Source organism: Anaplasma marginale str. Florida (genome assembly GCF_000215485.1).
In the GTDB taxonomy this organism is placed as follows: Bacteria; Pseudomonadota; Alphaproteobacteria; order Rickettsiales; family Anaplasmataceae; genus Anaplasma; species Anaplasma marginale.
Genome location: NZ_AFMS01000048.1, coordinates 13,007 through 29,927, shown reverse-complemented (window position 1 = coordinate 29,927; position 16,921 = coordinate 13,007). Strand labels below are relative to the sequence as shown.

The 16,921-nt window shown below is 51.2% G+C and carries 13 protein-coding genes; 7 read left to right on the top strand and 6 right to left on the bottom strand.

Features of this window, described 5'->3' with window-relative positions; translation table 11 throughout:
- Nucleotides 1-212: 212 nt before the first annotated feature.
- Nucleotides 213-725, bottom strand: coding sequence for a demethoxyubiquinone hydroxylase family protein (locus GAC_RS01475; protein WP_010263308.1), 513 nt, complete (start codon nt 723-725; stop codon nt 213-215).
- A 338-nt stretch (nt 726-1,063) separates the two neighbouring features.
- Between GAC_RS01475 and GAC_RS01465 the strand changes: the two genes are divergently transcribed.
- On the top strand, nt 1,064-4,666 hold the full coding sequence (locus GAC_RS01465) for a hypothetical protein (RefSeq protein ID WP_010269624.1): 3,603 nt from the start codon (nt 1,064-1,066) through the stop codon (nt 4,664-4,666).
- 96 nt (nt 4,667-4,762) lie between these two features.
- Here the strand turns inward: GAC_RS01465 and GAC_RS01460 are convergent, their stop codons facing one another.
- The 3 genes from GAC_RS01460 to GAC_RS01445 all read right to left on the bottom strand — a co-directional run bounded on the left by GAC_RS01460 (nt 4,763) and on the right by GAC_RS01445 (nt 7,881).
- Nucleotides 4,763-5,653 carry a hypothetical protein gene (locus GAC_RS01460; RefSeq protein ID WP_037349080.1) on the bottom strand — a complete coding sequence of 297 codons (891 nt, stop codon included), beginning with the start codon at nt 5,651-5,653 and terminating at the stop codon, nt 4,763-4,765.
- 996 nt (nt 5,654-6,649) lie between these two features.
- Complete coding sequence (locus GAC_RS01450; protein WP_010263292.1) at nt 6,650-7,156, bottom strand: disulfide bond formation protein B; 507 nt, start codon at nt 7,154-7,156, stop codon at nt 6,650-6,652.
- Nucleotides 7,156-7,881 carry a hypothetical protein gene (locus GAC_RS01445; RefSeq protein ID WP_010263291.1) on the bottom strand — a complete coding sequence of 242 codons (726 nt, stop codon included), beginning with the start codon at nt 7,879-7,881 and terminating at the stop codon, nt 7,156-7,158. Before GAC_RS01445 ends, GAC_RS01450 begins: the two co-directional genes overlap by 1 nt.
- A gap of 159 nt (nt 7,882-8,040) precedes the next feature.
- Between GAC_RS01445 and rpmG the strand changes: the two genes are divergently transcribed.
- The 6 genes from rpmG to dprA all read left to right on the top strand — a co-directional run bounded on the left by rpmG (nt 8,041) and on the right by dprA (nt 14,875).
- On the top strand, nt 8,041-8,211 hold the full coding sequence (rpmG, locus tag GAC_RS01440) for a 50S ribosomal protein L33 (RefSeq protein WP_010263289.1): 171 nt from the start codon (nt 8,041-8,043) through the stop codon (nt 8,209-8,211).
- 637 nt (nt 8,212-8,848) lie between these two features.
- The gene (locus GAC_RS01430) at nt 8,849-9,145 is read left to right on the top strand and encodes an acyl carrier protein (protein ID WP_010263283.1); all 297 of its coding nucleotides are present in this window, start codon (nt 8,849-8,851) and stop codon (nt 9,143-9,145) included.
- A gap of 119 nt (nt 9,146-9,264) precedes the next feature.
- Nucleotides 9,265-10,533, top strand: a complete 1,269-nt coding sequence (gene fabF, locus GAC_RS01425) for a beta-ketoacyl-ACP synthase II (RefSeq protein WP_010267281.1) — start codon at nt 9,265-9,267, stop codon at nt 10,531-10,533.
- 300 nt (nt 10,534-10,833) lie between these two features.
- Nucleotides 10,834-11,856 carry a twitching motility protein PilT gene (locus GAC_RS01420; RefSeq protein WP_010267279.1) on the top strand — a complete coding sequence of 341 codons (1,023 nt, stop codon included), beginning with the start codon at nt 10,834-10,836 and terminating at the stop codon, nt 11,854-11,856.
- 187 nt (nt 11,857-12,043) lie between these two features.
- A complete protein-coding gene (gene mnmA, locus GAC_RS01415) occupies nt 12,044-13,207 on the top strand; it encodes a tRNA 2-thiouridine(34) synthase MnmA (RefSeq protein ID WP_011114221.1) in 1,164 nt (387 codons plus the stop codon).
- Between the two features lie 534 nt (nt 13,208-13,741).
- On the top strand, nt 13,742-14,875 hold the full coding sequence (dprA, locus tag GAC_RS01405; RefSeq protein WP_011114220.1) for a DNA-processing protein DprA: 1,134 nt from the start codon (nt 13,742-13,744) through the stop codon (nt 14,873-14,875).
- Nucleotides 14,876-14,887: 12 nt separating this feature from the next.
- On the opposite strand, the gene GAC_RS06195 is transcribed toward dprA, so the two are convergent.
- Nucleotides 14,888-15,487 (bottom strand): DNA mismatch repair MutL family protein, encoded by a 600-nt coding sequence (locus tag GAC_RS06195; protein WP_010267265.1) that lies wholly within the window; start codon nt 15,485-15,487, stop codon nt 14,888-14,890.
- Nucleotides 15,488-15,510: 23 nt separating this feature from the next.
- Nucleotides 15,511-16,770, bottom strand: coding sequence for a DNA mismatch repair endonuclease MutL (gene mutL / locus GAC_RS05765; RefSeq protein ID WP_010267260.1), 1,260 nt, complete (start codon nt 16,768-16,770; stop codon nt 15,511-15,513).
- Nucleotides 16,771-16,921 lie beyond the last annotated feature (151 nt).

Genomic DNA, 16,921 nt, shown 5'->3' with positions numbered 1-16,921 from the left:
ATATTCCTGCTGTACGCCAAAACCATGAAAAGCATGTCAAACCTGGGAGTAAATTTGTGCATCACTCCGCTGAGTAGAAATTCGCACAACACCAACGCTGACATCAGCACAGCAGCAACCATGCTTTTAGCGCTCCTGACCATGCTTATTTTACAATTAGCAAACACCGACCCTCTTGTAATTTTTTAGCTAAGCAACCAATTGGCACAATCTTACAGGACCTTAGAAATCGCAATTCCGGCCCTACAAGCCATTTTTATTGCGGAAGACAGCAGCTTATACCCAAAAGCCTTCTCAGCACCGCAGTCGATAGCAGTTTCCATATGCTCGCGTTCTTCGGCACAAAACTGTAGTATTTTCTCGCTTAGATCACGCTCACTGTCATCTAGCTGCGCAACCTGACCGTTGTAATGGTCACAAATAACCTCCTCAACCGCGGCCGTACACGCCATCGCCGCCTCCTTACCCATCATGGCAGTTACATAACCAAGTGCAACTCCTGCAACGTGCCATACAGGCAGAAATAGCGTGGGGCGCACCCTCCTCTGAAGTATCAAGTTATTAAAGTATCCGAAGTGCACCCGTTCGTGCTCTTGCATTTCCTGAATTTTATCAGCATCCTGCGTGCGCGAAAACACAATGCCTTGCCCGTGGTATATGCACACCGCCGCATACTCACCAGCGTGGTCAACCCGTATCATGCTTTCCACAGATTTACTTCGCATCGCAGAACCACACCAAACACAGAGGATGATAACATATATCACCCGCAAAAAAAACTATTCCTGCCACGCTACGCACGTCAATTTTCCTACACATGCATCCGCCTAACACTAACTCCACAGCACGTGCGCGCCATGCGACTACACGCATTTTGAGCAAGCAAATCTTCCCCCAGTACGTTGCAGAATTGCAGCTAGCACTTGCAAATTCTCTGCGGCTATATTGGGGTAACGCGTACCACAGCACCGTCAACATTTCCTTTTCACTGAAACTGTGTTACCATCTCGCCCGTAGTGTGTTGTTACCTTAAGCGCTCTATTGTATTTCTTGAGGTAATAACATGCCCGCTGTCGAACTTGATGCCAACAGTGTAGAGTTTTGGCGCGAAGATATCGCAGAACTTGGACGCGTAGCAGATCCGCACGCGGCAAGGGCGGCCATCACGCAACATGCGTGTTTGAAAGCGTTGTCTGGAGAAGAGTTCTGTGGCTGCATCCATAGGGGGCTACTCACAACAGTAGACGGAGGAGAGGTTCCTAAAATATCGGTAGAAGACCTGGATCGCATAAGGCGAGAGGTCGAGGGCGGTGTTCTCGTGCTTGCACCGGATTTTATGCCCGCACCCGCTAAATGGTGCAACAGACACCTGCCGAACCTAGCCGTCGGGGTACATGTCATGCACCATCTATTGCTTAATAGGCAGTACTCAGTCATGGGTCCAGAGGAAACCATACAAAGAATACGCGGGAACGTGCGTGCAATTCCTGAATCACACGTGCATCAGGCGCTGATATTTGAAATAGTGAAAGCTTTCAATTCCGAATGTATATCAGGAAGCTGTGCCGAAGCAGCTCTCCAGTTTGTGCATAAGCACGATATGACAGGTGGAGGAGTAGAAGAAAGTCGCCATGTCCACAGGATTTCATATGACAGAGTGCGCTTGGAATACGACTTGTCTCTCAAGATAATCCCCCAGCCACCAGCACAAATGCACACCGGCCCCGCAGAGTCAGAAGGCACAGGAAAATTGGATGTACTAATGGAGACGGAAGTTTCCGCGGTAGAAGGCGCAGTACGTTATGAAACCACCGTACGTTTCAAGATCGCCAAGGAAATACTAAACCACATAATCAGGAAGAGGAGCGCGGGTAGCGACTATCAGCCTAGAGATAGCGATCTTGTTGTGGTAATGCAATACCCACACTTTGAAGTACCGTTCAGCCAAATGCATGAGGAGATTTCTCTAGTAGTGCAACTGGACGAGGCCAGAGCGAGGGGCGACAAATCTGGCGTTGCAGGAGATGCGCGGCAGCACGTGAAAGGGGAACAAGCATCTGATGATACCTCTCAAACACTAATTGCAGGTACACTGGCCAGGATAGGCAATTTCCTGGGGAGGAATGCACCAAAACCGGAGCAGCAACAAAGCCTGAAAAACGAAAGGACTATATGTAGGGCTGCAATTCTAGACCGCGCTGATTCCCCAACAAACTTCTCAACAATGGAGATCAAGCACCAAGTTGATAGCGCGCTGGCGCAAGAAAGCGGAAATTACGCATTGCATGGCATAGTTGGGCATACATTCCCACACACAACTGATTGGAAGCATGAGGAAGCGTTTATAACGGATTGGTTCCGTAAGCAACCGACAGCACCAACTTATGAATTACTTGCACAAGGAAAATCCACGGCAGTACGGAGGGAGGGCAATCAGCACGAAAATGCGCTGGCGAACGAAGACACTGAAAAAACTCAAAGGCCTATTGCAATTGCACCTTTGATGGGCGCCGGCATCAAGGCCGTCTTTACTGTGCCCGAGAGCCCCGCGCTCAGTCGTTCTTCGAGCCTTAATGATGCAACATCACTTAGCGACGATGCGCAAAGTAGTAGCGGATCTGAGAGAACCTTGGTGCCAGAAAATTTTAGTGACCGGAGCAGTAGCGGCTTTCTAAGCGCTGATAGTGGTGGTGAGGAGCTTGTCATAACACCGGAAGAAGAGCGTAAACCGCTTGTGGAGATTGGTGACGCACGGCGCATTCCCACGCAGCATGTGGTCGCCAGCAGCAGCTCAGCCCACCTAGAGGAGAACGCGCCGCATGCGCAGGCAACCGTTGGTCCGGCAACCGCACCGCAACCAGCAAGTAGCAGCAACGTCGCGGTAGGTGAAGCTGCGGCAGCGGCTGCCCAGCCACTCGTAGATGTGTACTCGCTACACAACGTGCGCACACACACCTACGTGGAACTATCGAACGAGGAAATAGAATCAATAGTCAGCCAGCTGGCCGACGCAGAGGGCACCACACGAACACCAAAGCACCAAAGCAGTGCAGTAAGTCAAGTGGCCGCCGAGATTTTATTACACACATTACGTAGGCGTGATGTGAACCACGCAATAAGGGGGGGATTGGAACTATATGGGCCGACTAAAACCGGTCGCACATCTTTTGTTGACTTCCCAAGAGAGGACATAACAGTAAATGAGGTTCAGACACGCGCTGAAGATGCGGCAGAGGAGTTGGCCAGCGTCCTTGGTGCCGACCACAGCGATACTGCCAATGCGGAACAGTTGGCGGCATTGCACGGCATGCAGTACAAAAGCGAATACATGCCTAAATTTGATCCGCAGGGGCAGAGGCTGAAGTCATTTTCCGCGCTCAAAGCTATGTTCGTCAGGGCAACACAAAATTCAACGGAATCTAATTATGCCATTCCGCACCCCGCGCTTATAGAGGAAATGGTGAGCTCCCTCAATCAAGCAGGAGCGGTTGCTTGGCCCAAACTTGATATGATGAACATTACCACACAGTGGGAACTGCAAAATTTTGGCGTGTTGTGGAAGGAAGAAGGGCTTATAAATAGATCATCCCCTGCCGGCGAACAAACACCAACACACAGTGTATTCATCAACTGTACCGATAGCAATAAAGTAAACATTCTCATACTGCACTCGACGGCACCATGGGTATTGGGGCTGGCGAGAACAAGCATTAGCTACGAGCTGCATTTTTCCCCCGAAGACAACACGATATCCTATAAAAACGTGTACACGCGTATAGCCCTGCCTGGCAGAGAAGCAATGCTACCTCCACTGAAAATGCTCACAAGCTCGTACGCGCAGCCAGAAACTGTAAGCATACCGGATGCTATACCAGCTGAGGGTATGGTGATTGTCCACAAAATGGAGGACATGAAAATAAGCGTGAAAGAAATGCTGCAACAGAACAGGAAGGGGCAAGTTAGGGCATTCCCGAGGAGTAGTGAAGCAGCCACCACCACCAGCAATACAACCGAGCAACACACAGCAGTGGAAGAAACTTTGCACATTAGGTTAAGGGAGTGCGGGGCAACCCCCATGGTGGAGGAAACCAGACCGTCACCACAGACGAGCGCCAACCAAGGGACTGCTGTTAACCAAGGTGTTGATGAAGACCAAAACACCAGACGCACCCCATGGTACATGGCACCGTGGAACCTCCTATGCGGTATGTTCAGAGCTATAGGGTCATTCATAGCCCGGCTGGCACGCGCTATTGTGAACATCTTCAGGTGCAGCTGCAGTTCCAATTATGACACCCTCACCAACGATAGCGGGGAGATCGCAACAACCGACACACACAACACCGCAGAAAACGTACAGGAAGAGAGGGAAAGACAGCCTCACGCCGGCCGCCAACCGGCACAACAGGGCGCCAGCGCGGCAGACACCGGAACAGCCGGGCCCTCACCGCTTCACAGCAACGAACACAACGGCACCCTCCCGCAAGGAGAGGAACACGAGCAGGAGGCAAACGCCCCAGCAGCCACATCTCCTCCTAGCACCAAGCTGGACTGCCCACACAAACTAGGCAAGGGCGCAGCGACACGCGGGCCATCATTCGTAGAACTTCACGAGCACCGGCTGGGGCCGCAATACGATATGCCGCAACACCAGGCCAGAAGGTAACCGCGGCGCACCACAACCCACCAGCCGCGGGGGCCTCAGCCCGAGAGCACTACACTACAACCCCCCCCCGCCGGGGGGGGGGGGACAAAGGTAGGTTTATACGCTCAGTCCCCACACCTGGCTGCCGTGCCCCGCCGGTTGTGTTCCGTCTGCCCCTGCTGCAGTATGCTGTGACATAGCAGGCGCCACGTCATCAACAGCGAGGCGCGCCCCTGGAGCAACATCCGCCACCGCACCCCCGTCAAGGCCCGCTGAACCCGCCGCAGTCTTTCCACCAATGAGACCACCAATACTACCGAGGCCACTGACGCCTGCCGCAAGGCCCCCGCCAAGCATGCTCTTCATGATATCCATGGGCTGGTCTACGACAGCGGACTTTACTTCATTCCAATAATTAGTCGCACCAGCGTGGGGACCACTCTCGTCAAAGAAGCCAACTGCCAGATCAGTGGCAGCCCTGATACCAGAGGCATTCACGTAGTTGTCGTACAGCGCGCGACCCAAATACCCCACCTTCGTGGGATCGCCGAAGGTGACCGCACACGTCAAATATTCCACACAGCTCTTCACTATCGAACTCACGTACATAAAGGTGGAAACAATCATCGCCGGAACAGACGTGAAAATGGCTATGAAGGGCCACAGGAAGATGACGGGAACAAGCTTTACGAGGGACGTGAAGAAGTTACGCACCCCATTGACAGGCTCCCTACCCTCCTCTTCCTCACCAGCAGATGCCTGACGGCCCCGTTTGGAAAAGAACCCAGCAAGAAACCTGACGGGCAGCACAACAATCATCGCGACAGTCATCGCCACATAGGTGACAGTGGTCAGGAGCAACGTAGTGGCAAGCAACACAAGCGACAGCGGCAAACGCAAAATCAACTCAACTCTCGAACCAATACCGGAACCGCCATCCTCCGGCACTTGCAGGACAACATCGCGGCGTGGTGAATCATCACCGCTTAGAAACTGCTCCCAAGACATAAGGCAAACCCCATTATAAGCACAACTCAACTGCGAGCCGTGGCGTTCGCCCCATACAGAGCAAACACGGCATCACACACACTCCGGTCACCATACACATTTTAGGGCAAGTGGTCAACAGGTAATGTGTAACTGCAACTGTTTTTCGAAAATATGATACCCAAATGCACATCCAATTCGGTTATTGCGCTGTTAGCCGTGCGCTCGGAGCATAATCCAAATACCCGACTGTTAACCCCCTGATGGCGTGCATGGCGGCATATCACGCGCAGCCAAACCCTGGGCATAATATAAAAATTAAAACGTAATAACTAGCCACTAGTTGTAAGTTTATCACAGCGCAGTTCCCACGCCGTACAGCAGAACCCGAGTGCACATTCAAAATATTGCATTTTGCACTTAGCGCGGGTGCAGGCAGCATGCAACATAAACGCTGCGTAAACACAAACCTATATGACAGTTATTGGCGCATCCACACCGAAAATGCACTGAGTCGTGCACGAAAAGATGTTTATGTTACGTGTAACACATCTAGATTGCGAAAAGTGCATTCATGCCACACATCGGTTGTTGCTGTGGCGCTAAAGCCCGGCAAATACAGCACCACAATGCACACAGCGCAGACGCACACCATCGGGAGCCGGAAGTGTGGCCTCGCCACCGTATTGAGAATTTAAACAGCAAATTTGAGCAACTCTACCAGCGTACCGCATGCACACATCACTGTACGCGCTTGAAATTCGGGTCACCCACAACGGAATGTCTATGGGCCGCCAGGAAATATTCCAATGTGCATAGATTGCAACATCCCAAGTGACCAACACATCATCACCAATAAAGGCATGCTCAAATCCCCGATCGGCCTCCCGCCTCCGGCTCAGACCACAATTGCGCGATGCTAGGCTCCCAAAAAAGCAGTATACAACCAGGTCATGCGCTGATGTAGGCAGGCTCCCAAGCCGTTCCGAAGTTTGACAATAAAACCGCACCCTGCGGCTATTTGCCTTTGGCAGCTACGACATCCAACACGGCTCTGCACACTCCTCTGAAGCCGCGTTTCTTCACCGCAAAAGCCAACAGCAGACACCCGGTCACGTATACGACGTTCCATCCAGAGATCGAGAGCCCAAGAAAGACAAAGCTCGGAACACCACACGAAGGAGCGACGTCATTGCTTAGCAGATTGCGCTTTATGTCATCAACACTTGCACGGGGGTCTACATCACCAGCGCAGTGCAAGAAATCCGTAAACCAACCGTACTCCAAGCCTGCATGATACGCTGAAAGGGCCACGCTGCCCACATAACACATGGCAGTGCAATAGAGTGAGTACTTATCTCCTCTCAACATTGTAACAATGGAGAAAAAAAGCGCGGCAAAGTATGGGACCCGCTCATACAGGCACAACCTGCACGGAATCAAGTGATACACAACCTCCCCAACATAGGCGGCAGCAAGCGCCAATACGCTACTGATGAAGAAAAGAACGCCGCATTCTCTCATTACCCTACCCACCGCATAAACGCAATATGCAAAACCGCGGCACTGTATTTCAAGGCATAAGACACCTGCAACCCTGCACAGATGAACGCCAAGAGATACATTGCTAGCATGGCATACAGCGAGAGCGTCATCCCCTCCATCATAACCGAAAACCAGTTGCTGTACCGCAACTTGAGCAGGGAGGCAGGCCAAGGCCTGATAACAACCATGAGGTTATAAAACACAAACGGCACTATGAAGAATATGAAGAGGTGCATGGAATAGTTCGCCCACAGCGGGCATGTAAAGATGTCGGCACAAACCTTGTCATACACACCGCTTGCAATACCGTACAGAGCAACAGACGCCGGCATTGATACAGCTGCAGTGAGTAACTGACCAAACGCTGATTGAATGACTATGGTGTCATGCCCCATATCGGGCGCACCTTTATCGCCGTTTTGCAGTATAAAAATAGACGACATGCCGATAATGAGCAGGAAAACCGCCGCTTGTAGGAAGAACGGAGCAAGCTTGAGGCCGGTAGCAAACGCGGCATCATACAAGGGAGGGAAAAACCCATACACCAAGTAACAAGACACGTGGGCAATCAACAGTGCAGCAAGGGCAGCCCAGTGCTCCTGCCAAGCAGGTAGATGGCCTATGCCCAAAAAAGTGCTCACTACCTTCACGGGAATCAGAAAGCCTACGAGCCTGACCACAACTTTGAATAACGACTTAAGCATATCACGAAGCCACAAACACGAATGTAGACCTCCAACACGCGGGGGCTAGCCCCCCTACATACCTACTCCACAAGGTATGTCAACCGTTTTTACCAAACAGCTTGACCGACGATATCCGTACATGTAGAATTCTGCAGTTTTGCGTTTCGTGGGTCTGCTGTGGCTAAAAAAGGTTCTGGTCTGTTGGTGAAGTTGGTCAGCAGCGAGGGTACTGGCTATTTTTACGTCAAAAAGCGTGACCCTAAAAAGTTGGTTGAGAAGCTCTCTTTCCGTAAGTATGACCCTGTTGCTAGGAAGCACGTCCTGTTTAAGGAAGAAAAGCTTAGGTAGGGTATGGTCTGGTGCACCGGCACCAGTATGGCGAGGTAACGTCCACAGCTTGCCGCTGCTTTCGCTGGGGTGTTCGTCCTCGCGTCGATGGCGCGCGGTGCGCTAGTTGTGTGGGCGTGCTATTGCCGGCACTGGTGTTTGTATTGGCAATTTGTTCAAACCTCGCCATTCGTGGCTCCGTAGTTTTTTGGGAGTTGGTGTGAGGCATGACGGCCGCACAGAGCAACACGTCGAGGAGCTACGCGATGCCTCTGGTGGGAGCAGTGTCCCTGTCTTGCGCTTAGATCGGTAAAAACATTTCCATGTCAGCATATCAACCCAACACGGCCACAGGAACCCTTCAGTGTACATGAAACTACGCGCGCATGCCGGCAATAGAAGCATATTACATATTGTGGAACCGCCGTACGTGAACGGCCTAAGGCAGGCAGTAATGTGGCATTTAGCCAACATGTATACAACTCTGCAGACTATCAAGTTTGGAAGACGCACAGTAAAATCCGGCGGGGACTCTGACTGTTTTTACGATTTCACGCGGCAATTCTATTTGATTTTTTGATTTTTAGAGGTATATATTGCCAGTGCTGTGCGGTTCTGGCACGGTCCGTGGTTTCTGTTTTTAGTTTATGGGTGCGTCATGGAAGGTGGTGAGGTAGGGAACTTGAAGTCTGACGATGCTGTTTTGGAAGACATCAAATCTAAGGTCATGGAGGCCGTGATTGGCTGTCTAAAATTGAAGGATGAGCAGAAGCAGGTTCTTTCTGGGACTACCAACCTGGCCAAGGATTTCAACCTGGATAGCCTGGATTTTGTGGATCTGATTATGTCCCTGGAGGAGAAGTTCTCCATAGAGATTACCGACGAGGAGGCGCAGGGATTGGAAACCGTAGATGATATATGTAAATACATACATGGCAAATCTAAGTCTGAGTAGCATCTGCCCGTTTGCGGTGCGGCGTTTGGATCTTCCAATTTCATCAAATCTCGCTGTCACGCGGTCTTTTGGTCCTCTGAGGGTTTGCTTCCAATATTCGGGAGTTGTTTCGGTTTTGTATGGCTGATAGGGCTAGGGTTGTCGTAACTGGTATGGGCCTGGTAACACCGCTGGGGTTTCAGATCCCCGATGTGTGGGACCGTTTAGTCAATGGGAAGTCGGGAATAAGTGCCATTAGCGGGTTTGACACTCATGACCTTGAGTGCAGAGTCGGGGGCCAGGTGATTTCCGAAGGCCAGTCAGGGGAGAACGTGTTTGACCCCACTCAGTGGGTCGAAGAAAAAGACGTAAAAAAGGCTGACCGCTTCATCATTTTCGGGGTGGCCGCAGCAGATATGGCGTTGTCCGACGCCGGCTTGCTGGGCACGGAGTTTGACCCTGACCGGATCGGAGTACTGGTAGGGTCCGGCGTAGGCGGCTTACCGTGCATAGAAAGAAATGTTATAGCCGTGCACGAGCGCGGGCCTAGGCGCGTGAGCCCGTTTTTCATACCAGGAAGTCTGGTCAACTTACTCCCTGGACACATTTCCATACGACACGGGCTGACGGGGTACTGCAACGCATCAGTGAGTGCCTGCGCGACGGGGGCCGCCGCCATTGCCGACGCGGCGCGAGTCATAGCATCAGGAGAGGCGGACGTTATGCTCGCTGGTGGAGCGGAGGGTGCGTTGTGTAGGGCGGCAGTGGCTGGGTTCTGCATCATAAAGGCCCTATCGACAAAATTCAATGATACACCAGAGCTCGCTTCTCGTCCTTGGGATAGGGACAGGGACGGCTTTGTGATCGGAGAGGGTGCCGGCATTCTGGTACTGGAAAGCTATGAGCACGCAAAGATGAGGGGTGCGAATATATACGCGGAGCTCGTCGGTTACGGGATAACTTCAGATGCCTATCACGTGACAGCCCCACACCCTGAAGGTCGGGGGGGAGCGGACGCAATGAAACGCGCGCTGCAAATGTCTGGGATTGCTCCAGAAAGTGTGGGGTATATAAACGCGCATGGAACCTCAACGCCGGTGGGAGACAGTGTTGAGATTTCCGCAATAAAATCGGTGTTTGGTGACCACGCATACCGTATGCCCATATCCTCCACAAAATCCTCTATCGGCCACCTGTTGGGGGCAGCCGGGGGTGTGGAAGCCATTTTTTCCATACTATCTATCCGCAATGGGGTCGTGCCTCCAACGTTAAACTTGCAAAATTCTTCGGAAGACAGTAATTTGAACTTGGTGCCTTTGAACGCGCAGGAACATAAGGTGTCAAGTGCGATGTCAAATTCCTTCGGGTTTGGGGGAGTGAATGCATCGCTGGTGTTCGGGGCCGTGTAGGTTCCACGCCGGCCCCATACTTGATGCGTTTCCTTATTGCACCGATCCCTACACATGCCTGAGGCGTTGTGGGCTTCGCTGCGCACCAGCGCGGTCTTCAATTTACCACGATATCGCCCGTTGCGGGTGCACAAGCTCTGCTCACAACAACTGGAAACGCACTGGGCGCGGTAACGTAACGCGCGTGATGCGAGTTTGAAACAGCCACAACAGTGGGCATATACTACAAGAATCATATTTAATAGTTGTGAAATAAAAATGCCTTAGCATTGCGCCAGCAGGGCATGCAAGAACGTAGCAATGGAGTATTTCAAACAGTTGGTTGCGTCGTCTATACAGCACAACGCGTCCCACCTTTACTGTGTCGTTGGCCAGCCTCCTGCAATCAAGAGGTTAGGCCACATAGAATTCCTGCAAGTGAGAAAGATCGACCAAAACGACATTACAAGCATATTGTCCGCAGTGCTGTCGGCAGAGGCGCAAGCCAAGTTCGATAGTGATGGGGAGATCGGCGTGAATGTGGAGTTTGACGAGACGCATTTTTTGAATATCCACGCAGCAAGAGACGTCAGCAAACCCGGGTCTGAAGCGAAGGTTACGGTTCATATTAGGGAATTGGTGTTCCCATCGGAGGATGACATCCCACAGGAGCTTGTTCGCATAGCCACATATGCACCTAGGGGAGTAATATTGCTGGGAGGAGCGGCGCACCACAACAAAAATTACACGATAGAGTGCTTGCTGCACAAAATCGGTACGACCCAGAAAAAGCATATCTTGACTTTCGGCATGGAAGCGGAATTCTTGCCCAGATCAGACAATTCCATAATAAGCACTTATGACGCATCTCAGGCAAATTTTGACTTCATCACAAAGCAAGCGGCGGACATTGTAGTGTTTGCAGAGCTCAACAGCAATCTGATAAGCGTGGTACACAGATGTGTTACTACAGGAATGTTGGTCATAGCAGCTGTAGACGCTGTTTCAACTTCGTGCATGCTGGAAAGAGTTCTCACCCTATTTCCAGACATGGAGTCAGGAATTAATTTCCTGGCTTCACACGTATTAGGCGCAACCCTACAAGTGCTACTAATGAGAAAGCCGTGTGTTTACGTGTATGACTTTATAATGTTCGACAACAAGGTCAAAGAAACGATAAGAAGTGGGAACGTGGCACAAATAGAGAACTCGGATATAATAGCGAAAATCAACATGTTGATTGAAGAGAATAAACTTACACATTCTGATGCCCAACCCGTTCTGGCCCATCTCGTTGGTGGCGCAAGCTCGCGACACGTCAGCAACGTGGAGGATGAATTTTAGTCCGAGTATATCTTCATGCTGACCAACACGTCGTCACAGGGCGACAAGCAAGTCTGTAGCCGACTGACCGGGAAGTCTGTACCCATCACCCGCAGGCACCGCAGTTTACATGGGTCGTGAACGCGGGGTTTTAGTGTGCTTGCACTTTCAACTTGAGACGCGGCAAAATCCCACATAGAATCCTACCGTGCAGTTTATACCCTCCCCCGCAATGGTGTTTGATGGCAGCTTAAATTTGGATCCGCTAGTTTCTGGCAAGCCACCCGAAGAGACAACCGTGGTCGTTGCAATGTCGGGGGGTGTGGATAGCTCGGTGGTCGCCGCGCTACTGCATGAACGTGGGTATAAGGTCATAGGGGCCACAATGCAGCTGCACAGCAGCTCACCGGCGTCTGGAGCAAAGTCTTGTTGCGGCAGTGTGGATATATATGACGCAAAGCGCGTTGCATCAACGCTCGGGTTCCCGCATTACGTCCTGGACTATGAAGAAGTGTTCAGGAGGGAGGTTATAGACGATTTCATCAATTCATACAAGCGGGGTGAAACTCCCATACCGTGCGTGAAATGCAACCAAACAGTCAAGTTCAGAGATATGCTCAAGGCAGCCAGAGCTATAGGCGGCGATGTTGTAGCAACTGGACACTATGTTCGAAGGGTTGAGATTGCCGGTGAGCAGCAAATATTGCGGGGTAAAGACCCGCAGAAGGACCAGAGCTATTTTCTGTTCTCCGTAACCTCTGAACAATTAAAATTCCTGCGATTTCCCCTAGGTGATTTGGCGAAGAGCAACGTTAGGCTGTTGGCGCAGCAACTCAACTTGGAGGTGGCAGATAAACCAGACAGCCAGGATATATGCTTTGTGCCCGAAAATAGCTACCGGGAGGTTCTGCGGAATTTGGACCCCGCATCGGTCAAAAAGGGCAAGATTGTGCACGTCGACGGCCGCTTGCTTGGCGAGCATGATGGCATATCGAATTTCACCGTTGGGCAGCGCAGGGGCCTGAACATCTCTGCACCATATCCGCTGTATGTAGTAAGATTAGATGCGGCGCAGAACACTGTGGTAGTTGGGCCGCAGTCTGCCCTAATGAAGAGGGCATTGTTCGTGAAGAATCTGAATTGGCTCCCTGATTACAACATTCCAAAGCGCGGACTGGCGGTTGATGCCCGGCTGCGATCATCCGGCGCCACTGTCCGTGCCACTATAACAAGTGACGGGGACGGCTATGGAACGGTGGTACTCGAAGAGGACTGCGTCGTATCACCAGGGCAGGCGTGTGTGCTGTATGACAAAGAAAGGTTGCTAGGAGGCGGATGGATATACAACAAGTTGTGCCACGAAGGGGCATGAGATAAACGGGGGCTTTTGCAGCAGTTGTGGGTTAGTATTGCACCATGCGTTACCCCGGCTGCCGCATCATGGCCGGGGCGAGCCACAGCCAGGCAGTATGCACTTGCTGCACGCGGGCACTTGAGGAGCTTTTTGCATGTTTCACCCACCCATGCACACAATGCGCGCGATTCCAGAAAACCTTTACTGGGGCAATCCTAAATCTGTCGTGCGTACCAGAAAATTCCACATAGCCAGCCCAAGCCCATTCGGTTATAACCCCCAGCAATTCAAACCTCCCAGCAGTCCACCCTGCCCTAATGTTGTACTGGTTCCGGCGCGGCTGCGATGACCAGGTTTCCGGCTGGAGCCCTACCCCATGGCGCCGTCGCAGTTGGGCGCATTTTCGCATCTATGGCCCCGTAGACCAAACTTGCACCCTGGATAAACTATTGAGACACATCACAGAATTGTGTGCACGTCACGCTTGAGCCGTTGCACGATTGCTTTTTGTAGTTATTATATTAGTTAATAAAGTAACTTTTACGGGCTTTTTTGGACCCCAGTACCAACATCACTAGCGCGGCAGTCATCCGCGACTGTTTAGTCGCTTGCATCCGCATCATGCGCACTGCAAAAATCGGCCCGATTGCCTTTCAGAAACTCATAAAACTATATAAAACTCCGGAACTTGCGCTCGATGCACTCGCGCATGGAGAGCTCGGTAACGTGGGGCGTATATGTCCAGAAGACGATGCGGAAAAGGAAGTTGAGCTGTGCAGAAAACTGGGCGCAAGGATGATAAGTATGTTTGAGCGGGAGTACCCCCAAATGCTGCTGCACATATACGATCCTCCCCCGGTTATAACCGCGCTTGGTGATGTAGCTTTGTTAAACAAAAACAATAAAGTTGCGATGGTGGGGAGTCGCAATGCATCGGCGAATGGAAAACGTATTGCATATGGAATAGCATTTGACCTATCTAAAGCCGGGTTTGTTACGGTATCAGGCTTGGCAAGGGGAATCGATAGTACGGTGCATAGCGTGATATTTGAAAAAATGCCTACTGTCGCAGTTACTGCGAGCGGGATTGACGTTGTATATCCCAAAGATAACCTGCACTTGTACCGCGCAATAGTGCACAACGGCGGCGTAGTTGTGACTGAGCTGCCATTTTCGTCGCTGCCGAAGGCGAGCTTTTTCCCTCAACGCAATCGTATAATATCCGGCATGGCCTGGGGCACAGTTGTGGTAGAAGCATCACGCAGATCTGGGTCCCTCATCACAGCAAATTTTGCCTTGTCGCAGGGCCGGGAAGTATTTGCGGTGCCGGGCTTGGCTTTGGACCCCAAATACTCAGGCAGCAATTATCTCATCAAGCAAGGTGCCACGTTGGTAGAATCTGCGGAAGATATTATACAAGCGTTGAACCCCAGCGCACGTCCAATAGCGGCGAACAGCCTGCGACATGCCGCCCGGCAAGACGTTGCCACAGATGGGGCAGGCTCTGCGGCAATTCGACGCGCGATTCTCCAACAACTGAGCGTTTCTCCCACAGACATTGAAGATCTGGCAGCTTGCACAAAAATTGGCACAAGTACATTACTCGCTGAACTCATTGAGTTGGAGCTATTGAGAAAGGTGCACAGATTTCCCGGTAACAGATTCGCCCTGTCTCTGGAAAACTAGTAACACTGCCTGTCACCTGCGTTCGAACAGCCTATCTATTTCAGACAGACTGAGTTTTACATACGTCGGCCTACCGTGGTTACACTGGCCGGAATGTGGAGTATCTTCCATCTGCCTCAGCAGGCTGTTCATCTCTTCCAATTTCAACGTTCTGCCACTTCTTATTGAGCTGTAGCAGGCAATGGTTCCGCACACGTGTTTTATCTTTTCGCGCATGAACAACGCGTCACCCACTTCGACAATGCTCTCCACTATTTTGGCAATCATTGCCTTGACGTCAAACACCCCAAGAATTGCCGGAACCTCTCTCACGGCCACAACCATGCTTCCCATAGGCTCGATTACTAGCCCAAATTTTAGCAGTTTTTCCTTATATTCGCCCAGCAACTCTAATTCGTATTCATTGTCTAGCTCAACTAACTCAGGCATGAGTAGCACCTGGCGTTTCATCCCCTCATCGGCTGTTACCTTTTTCATGTACTCATAGGTGAGCCTCTCATGCGCAGCGTGTTGATCTACTATGATTACATGGTCCCCGGCCCTCGATACTATATACCTGTCGAAAAGCTGACATACCGCATTGCCTAGCGGTAATTCTTCTATCAGTGGCACGATATGAGCCTCTGAGTCATAGCTTAGAACCGGACGCGTTGTGCGCCTACTGCTACCGCTTCCCAAAAAAGAAAACAGCTCCGCCGCGCGTGGGGGGTTTTCGATGGCATGCTCAGGCTTTGATGAAAATTCTCCCCCCCCCCCGTCTGCTGTACGGAAAGCTTTGGGCCTACTGCCACACCATAATCGTGTACTTTACCGTAGTGTGGTGTATCCAAAACTGGCGTATTATCCACAGCGAAGTGGTCCAATCCTCCCCCAACTGGGGTACGGGGAGGCAGTTCTCTGTACACATTGCTAGACAAGGCCGTTGCCAGCGCCTCAACAACCACACTGTACACCTGCTTGCGATTCCGGAATCTTACTTCCAGCTTACTGGGGTGCACGTTAACATCGACATCACCTGGCAAGATCTCCATGCACATCACAACCACTGGATGCCGATCTCTGGGAATGAACTCGCTATATGCGGACTTTATCGCACCCATGAAGAGGGTGCTGTGTACAGGCCTACCGTTTACAAATGTGTATATCATGTCGGGCCTTGATCGATTAAACGTGGGGACGCTAATATACCCGGTGATGTTTATGGCATCTGAATGGAAACGTACCTCGAGTGACTGCTCCCGAAACGCATCACCAAAGGGTTTCATCTCCCACAAACGCGACATCAAATCTTCCCTGGCAGGGTACTTAAAAATCTGCTTGTCAGCTATGGTTAGGGAAAACGCAGTACTGAATCTGGCTGTGGCAAACCTGTACATCAGATCAACAATGCTTTGGGTTTCCGCCTTCTCCGTGCGCAAAAACTTCAGCCTGGTGGGAGTGGCAAAAAACAGATCTCTAACTTCTATAGAAGTCCCGCACGGTAATGCCTCAGGTGACAAATCTCTGGTTTTCTCCCCTCCTTCGAGCACTATAGACCAGGCCTCGGTGCACCCTCTATATTTTGAAACCATTTTAGTTCTGGCAACAGCTGCAATGGACGTCAGCCCCTCTCCCCGAAACCCCATCGACCTAATATTGTTGAGGTCATTATCCGGAAGCTTAGACGTGGCATGACAGATAAACGCTCTCTCCATTTCATCCCTGGGTATGCCACATCCATCATCAATCACGGAAATGAGGTTGCGTCCGCCTTTGTCTATTAGCACATTTATGGTAGTGGCACCCGCATCTATCGAGTTTTCAACAAGCTCTTTCACCACGCTAGCGGGACAATCTATTACCTCCCCAGCAGCAATTTTATTTACAGTCTTGGCATCTAACACAACTATAGGCACGACGTCACCACACACAACCAGTGCAACACAAGGTCATTATAGCGCACAAAGAGAAAACTACTACCCTGTACTAGGGAAAGCAAACAACGCGCTAGCAGGCCTCACAGCCGCACACTTGAGTGCATAAACAACTTACGGCGGCAGCACTTTC

Bases quoted from the DNA above. Each gene is read 5' to 3' on its own strand.
- GAC_RS01445 (WP_010263291.1), bottom strand. From the start codon at position 7,881: ATGCTTAAGTCGTTATTCAAAGTTGTGGTCAGGCTCGTAGGCTTTCTG.
- GAC_RS01420 (WP_010267279.1), top strand. From the start codon at position 10,834: ATGGAGTATTTCAAACAGTTGGTTGCGTCGTCTATACAGCACAACGCG.
- GAC_RS01475 (WP_010263308.1), bottom strand. From the start codon at position 725: ATGCGAAGTAAATCTGTGGAAAGCATGATACGGGTTGACCACGCTGGT.
- fabF (WP_010267281.1), top strand. From the start codon at position 9,265: ATGGCTGATAGGGCTAGGGTTGTCGTAACTGGTATGGGCCTGGTAACA.
- GAC_RS01430 (WP_010263283.1), top strand. From the start codon at position 8,849: ATGGAAGGTGGTGAGGTAGGGAACTTGAAGTCTGACGATGCTGTTTTG.
- GAC_RS01450 (WP_010263292.1), bottom strand. From the start codon at position 7,156: ATGAGAGAATGCGGCGTTCTTTTCTTCATCAGTAGCGTATTGGCGCTT.
- GAC_RS01460 (WP_037349080.1), bottom strand. From the start codon at position 5,653: ATGTCTTGGGAGCAGTTTCTAAGCGGTGATGATTCACCACGCCGCGAT.
- GAC_RS01465 (WP_010269624.1), top strand. From the start codon at position 1,064: ATGCCCGCTGTCGAACTTGATGCCAACAGTGTAGAGTTTTGGCGCGAA.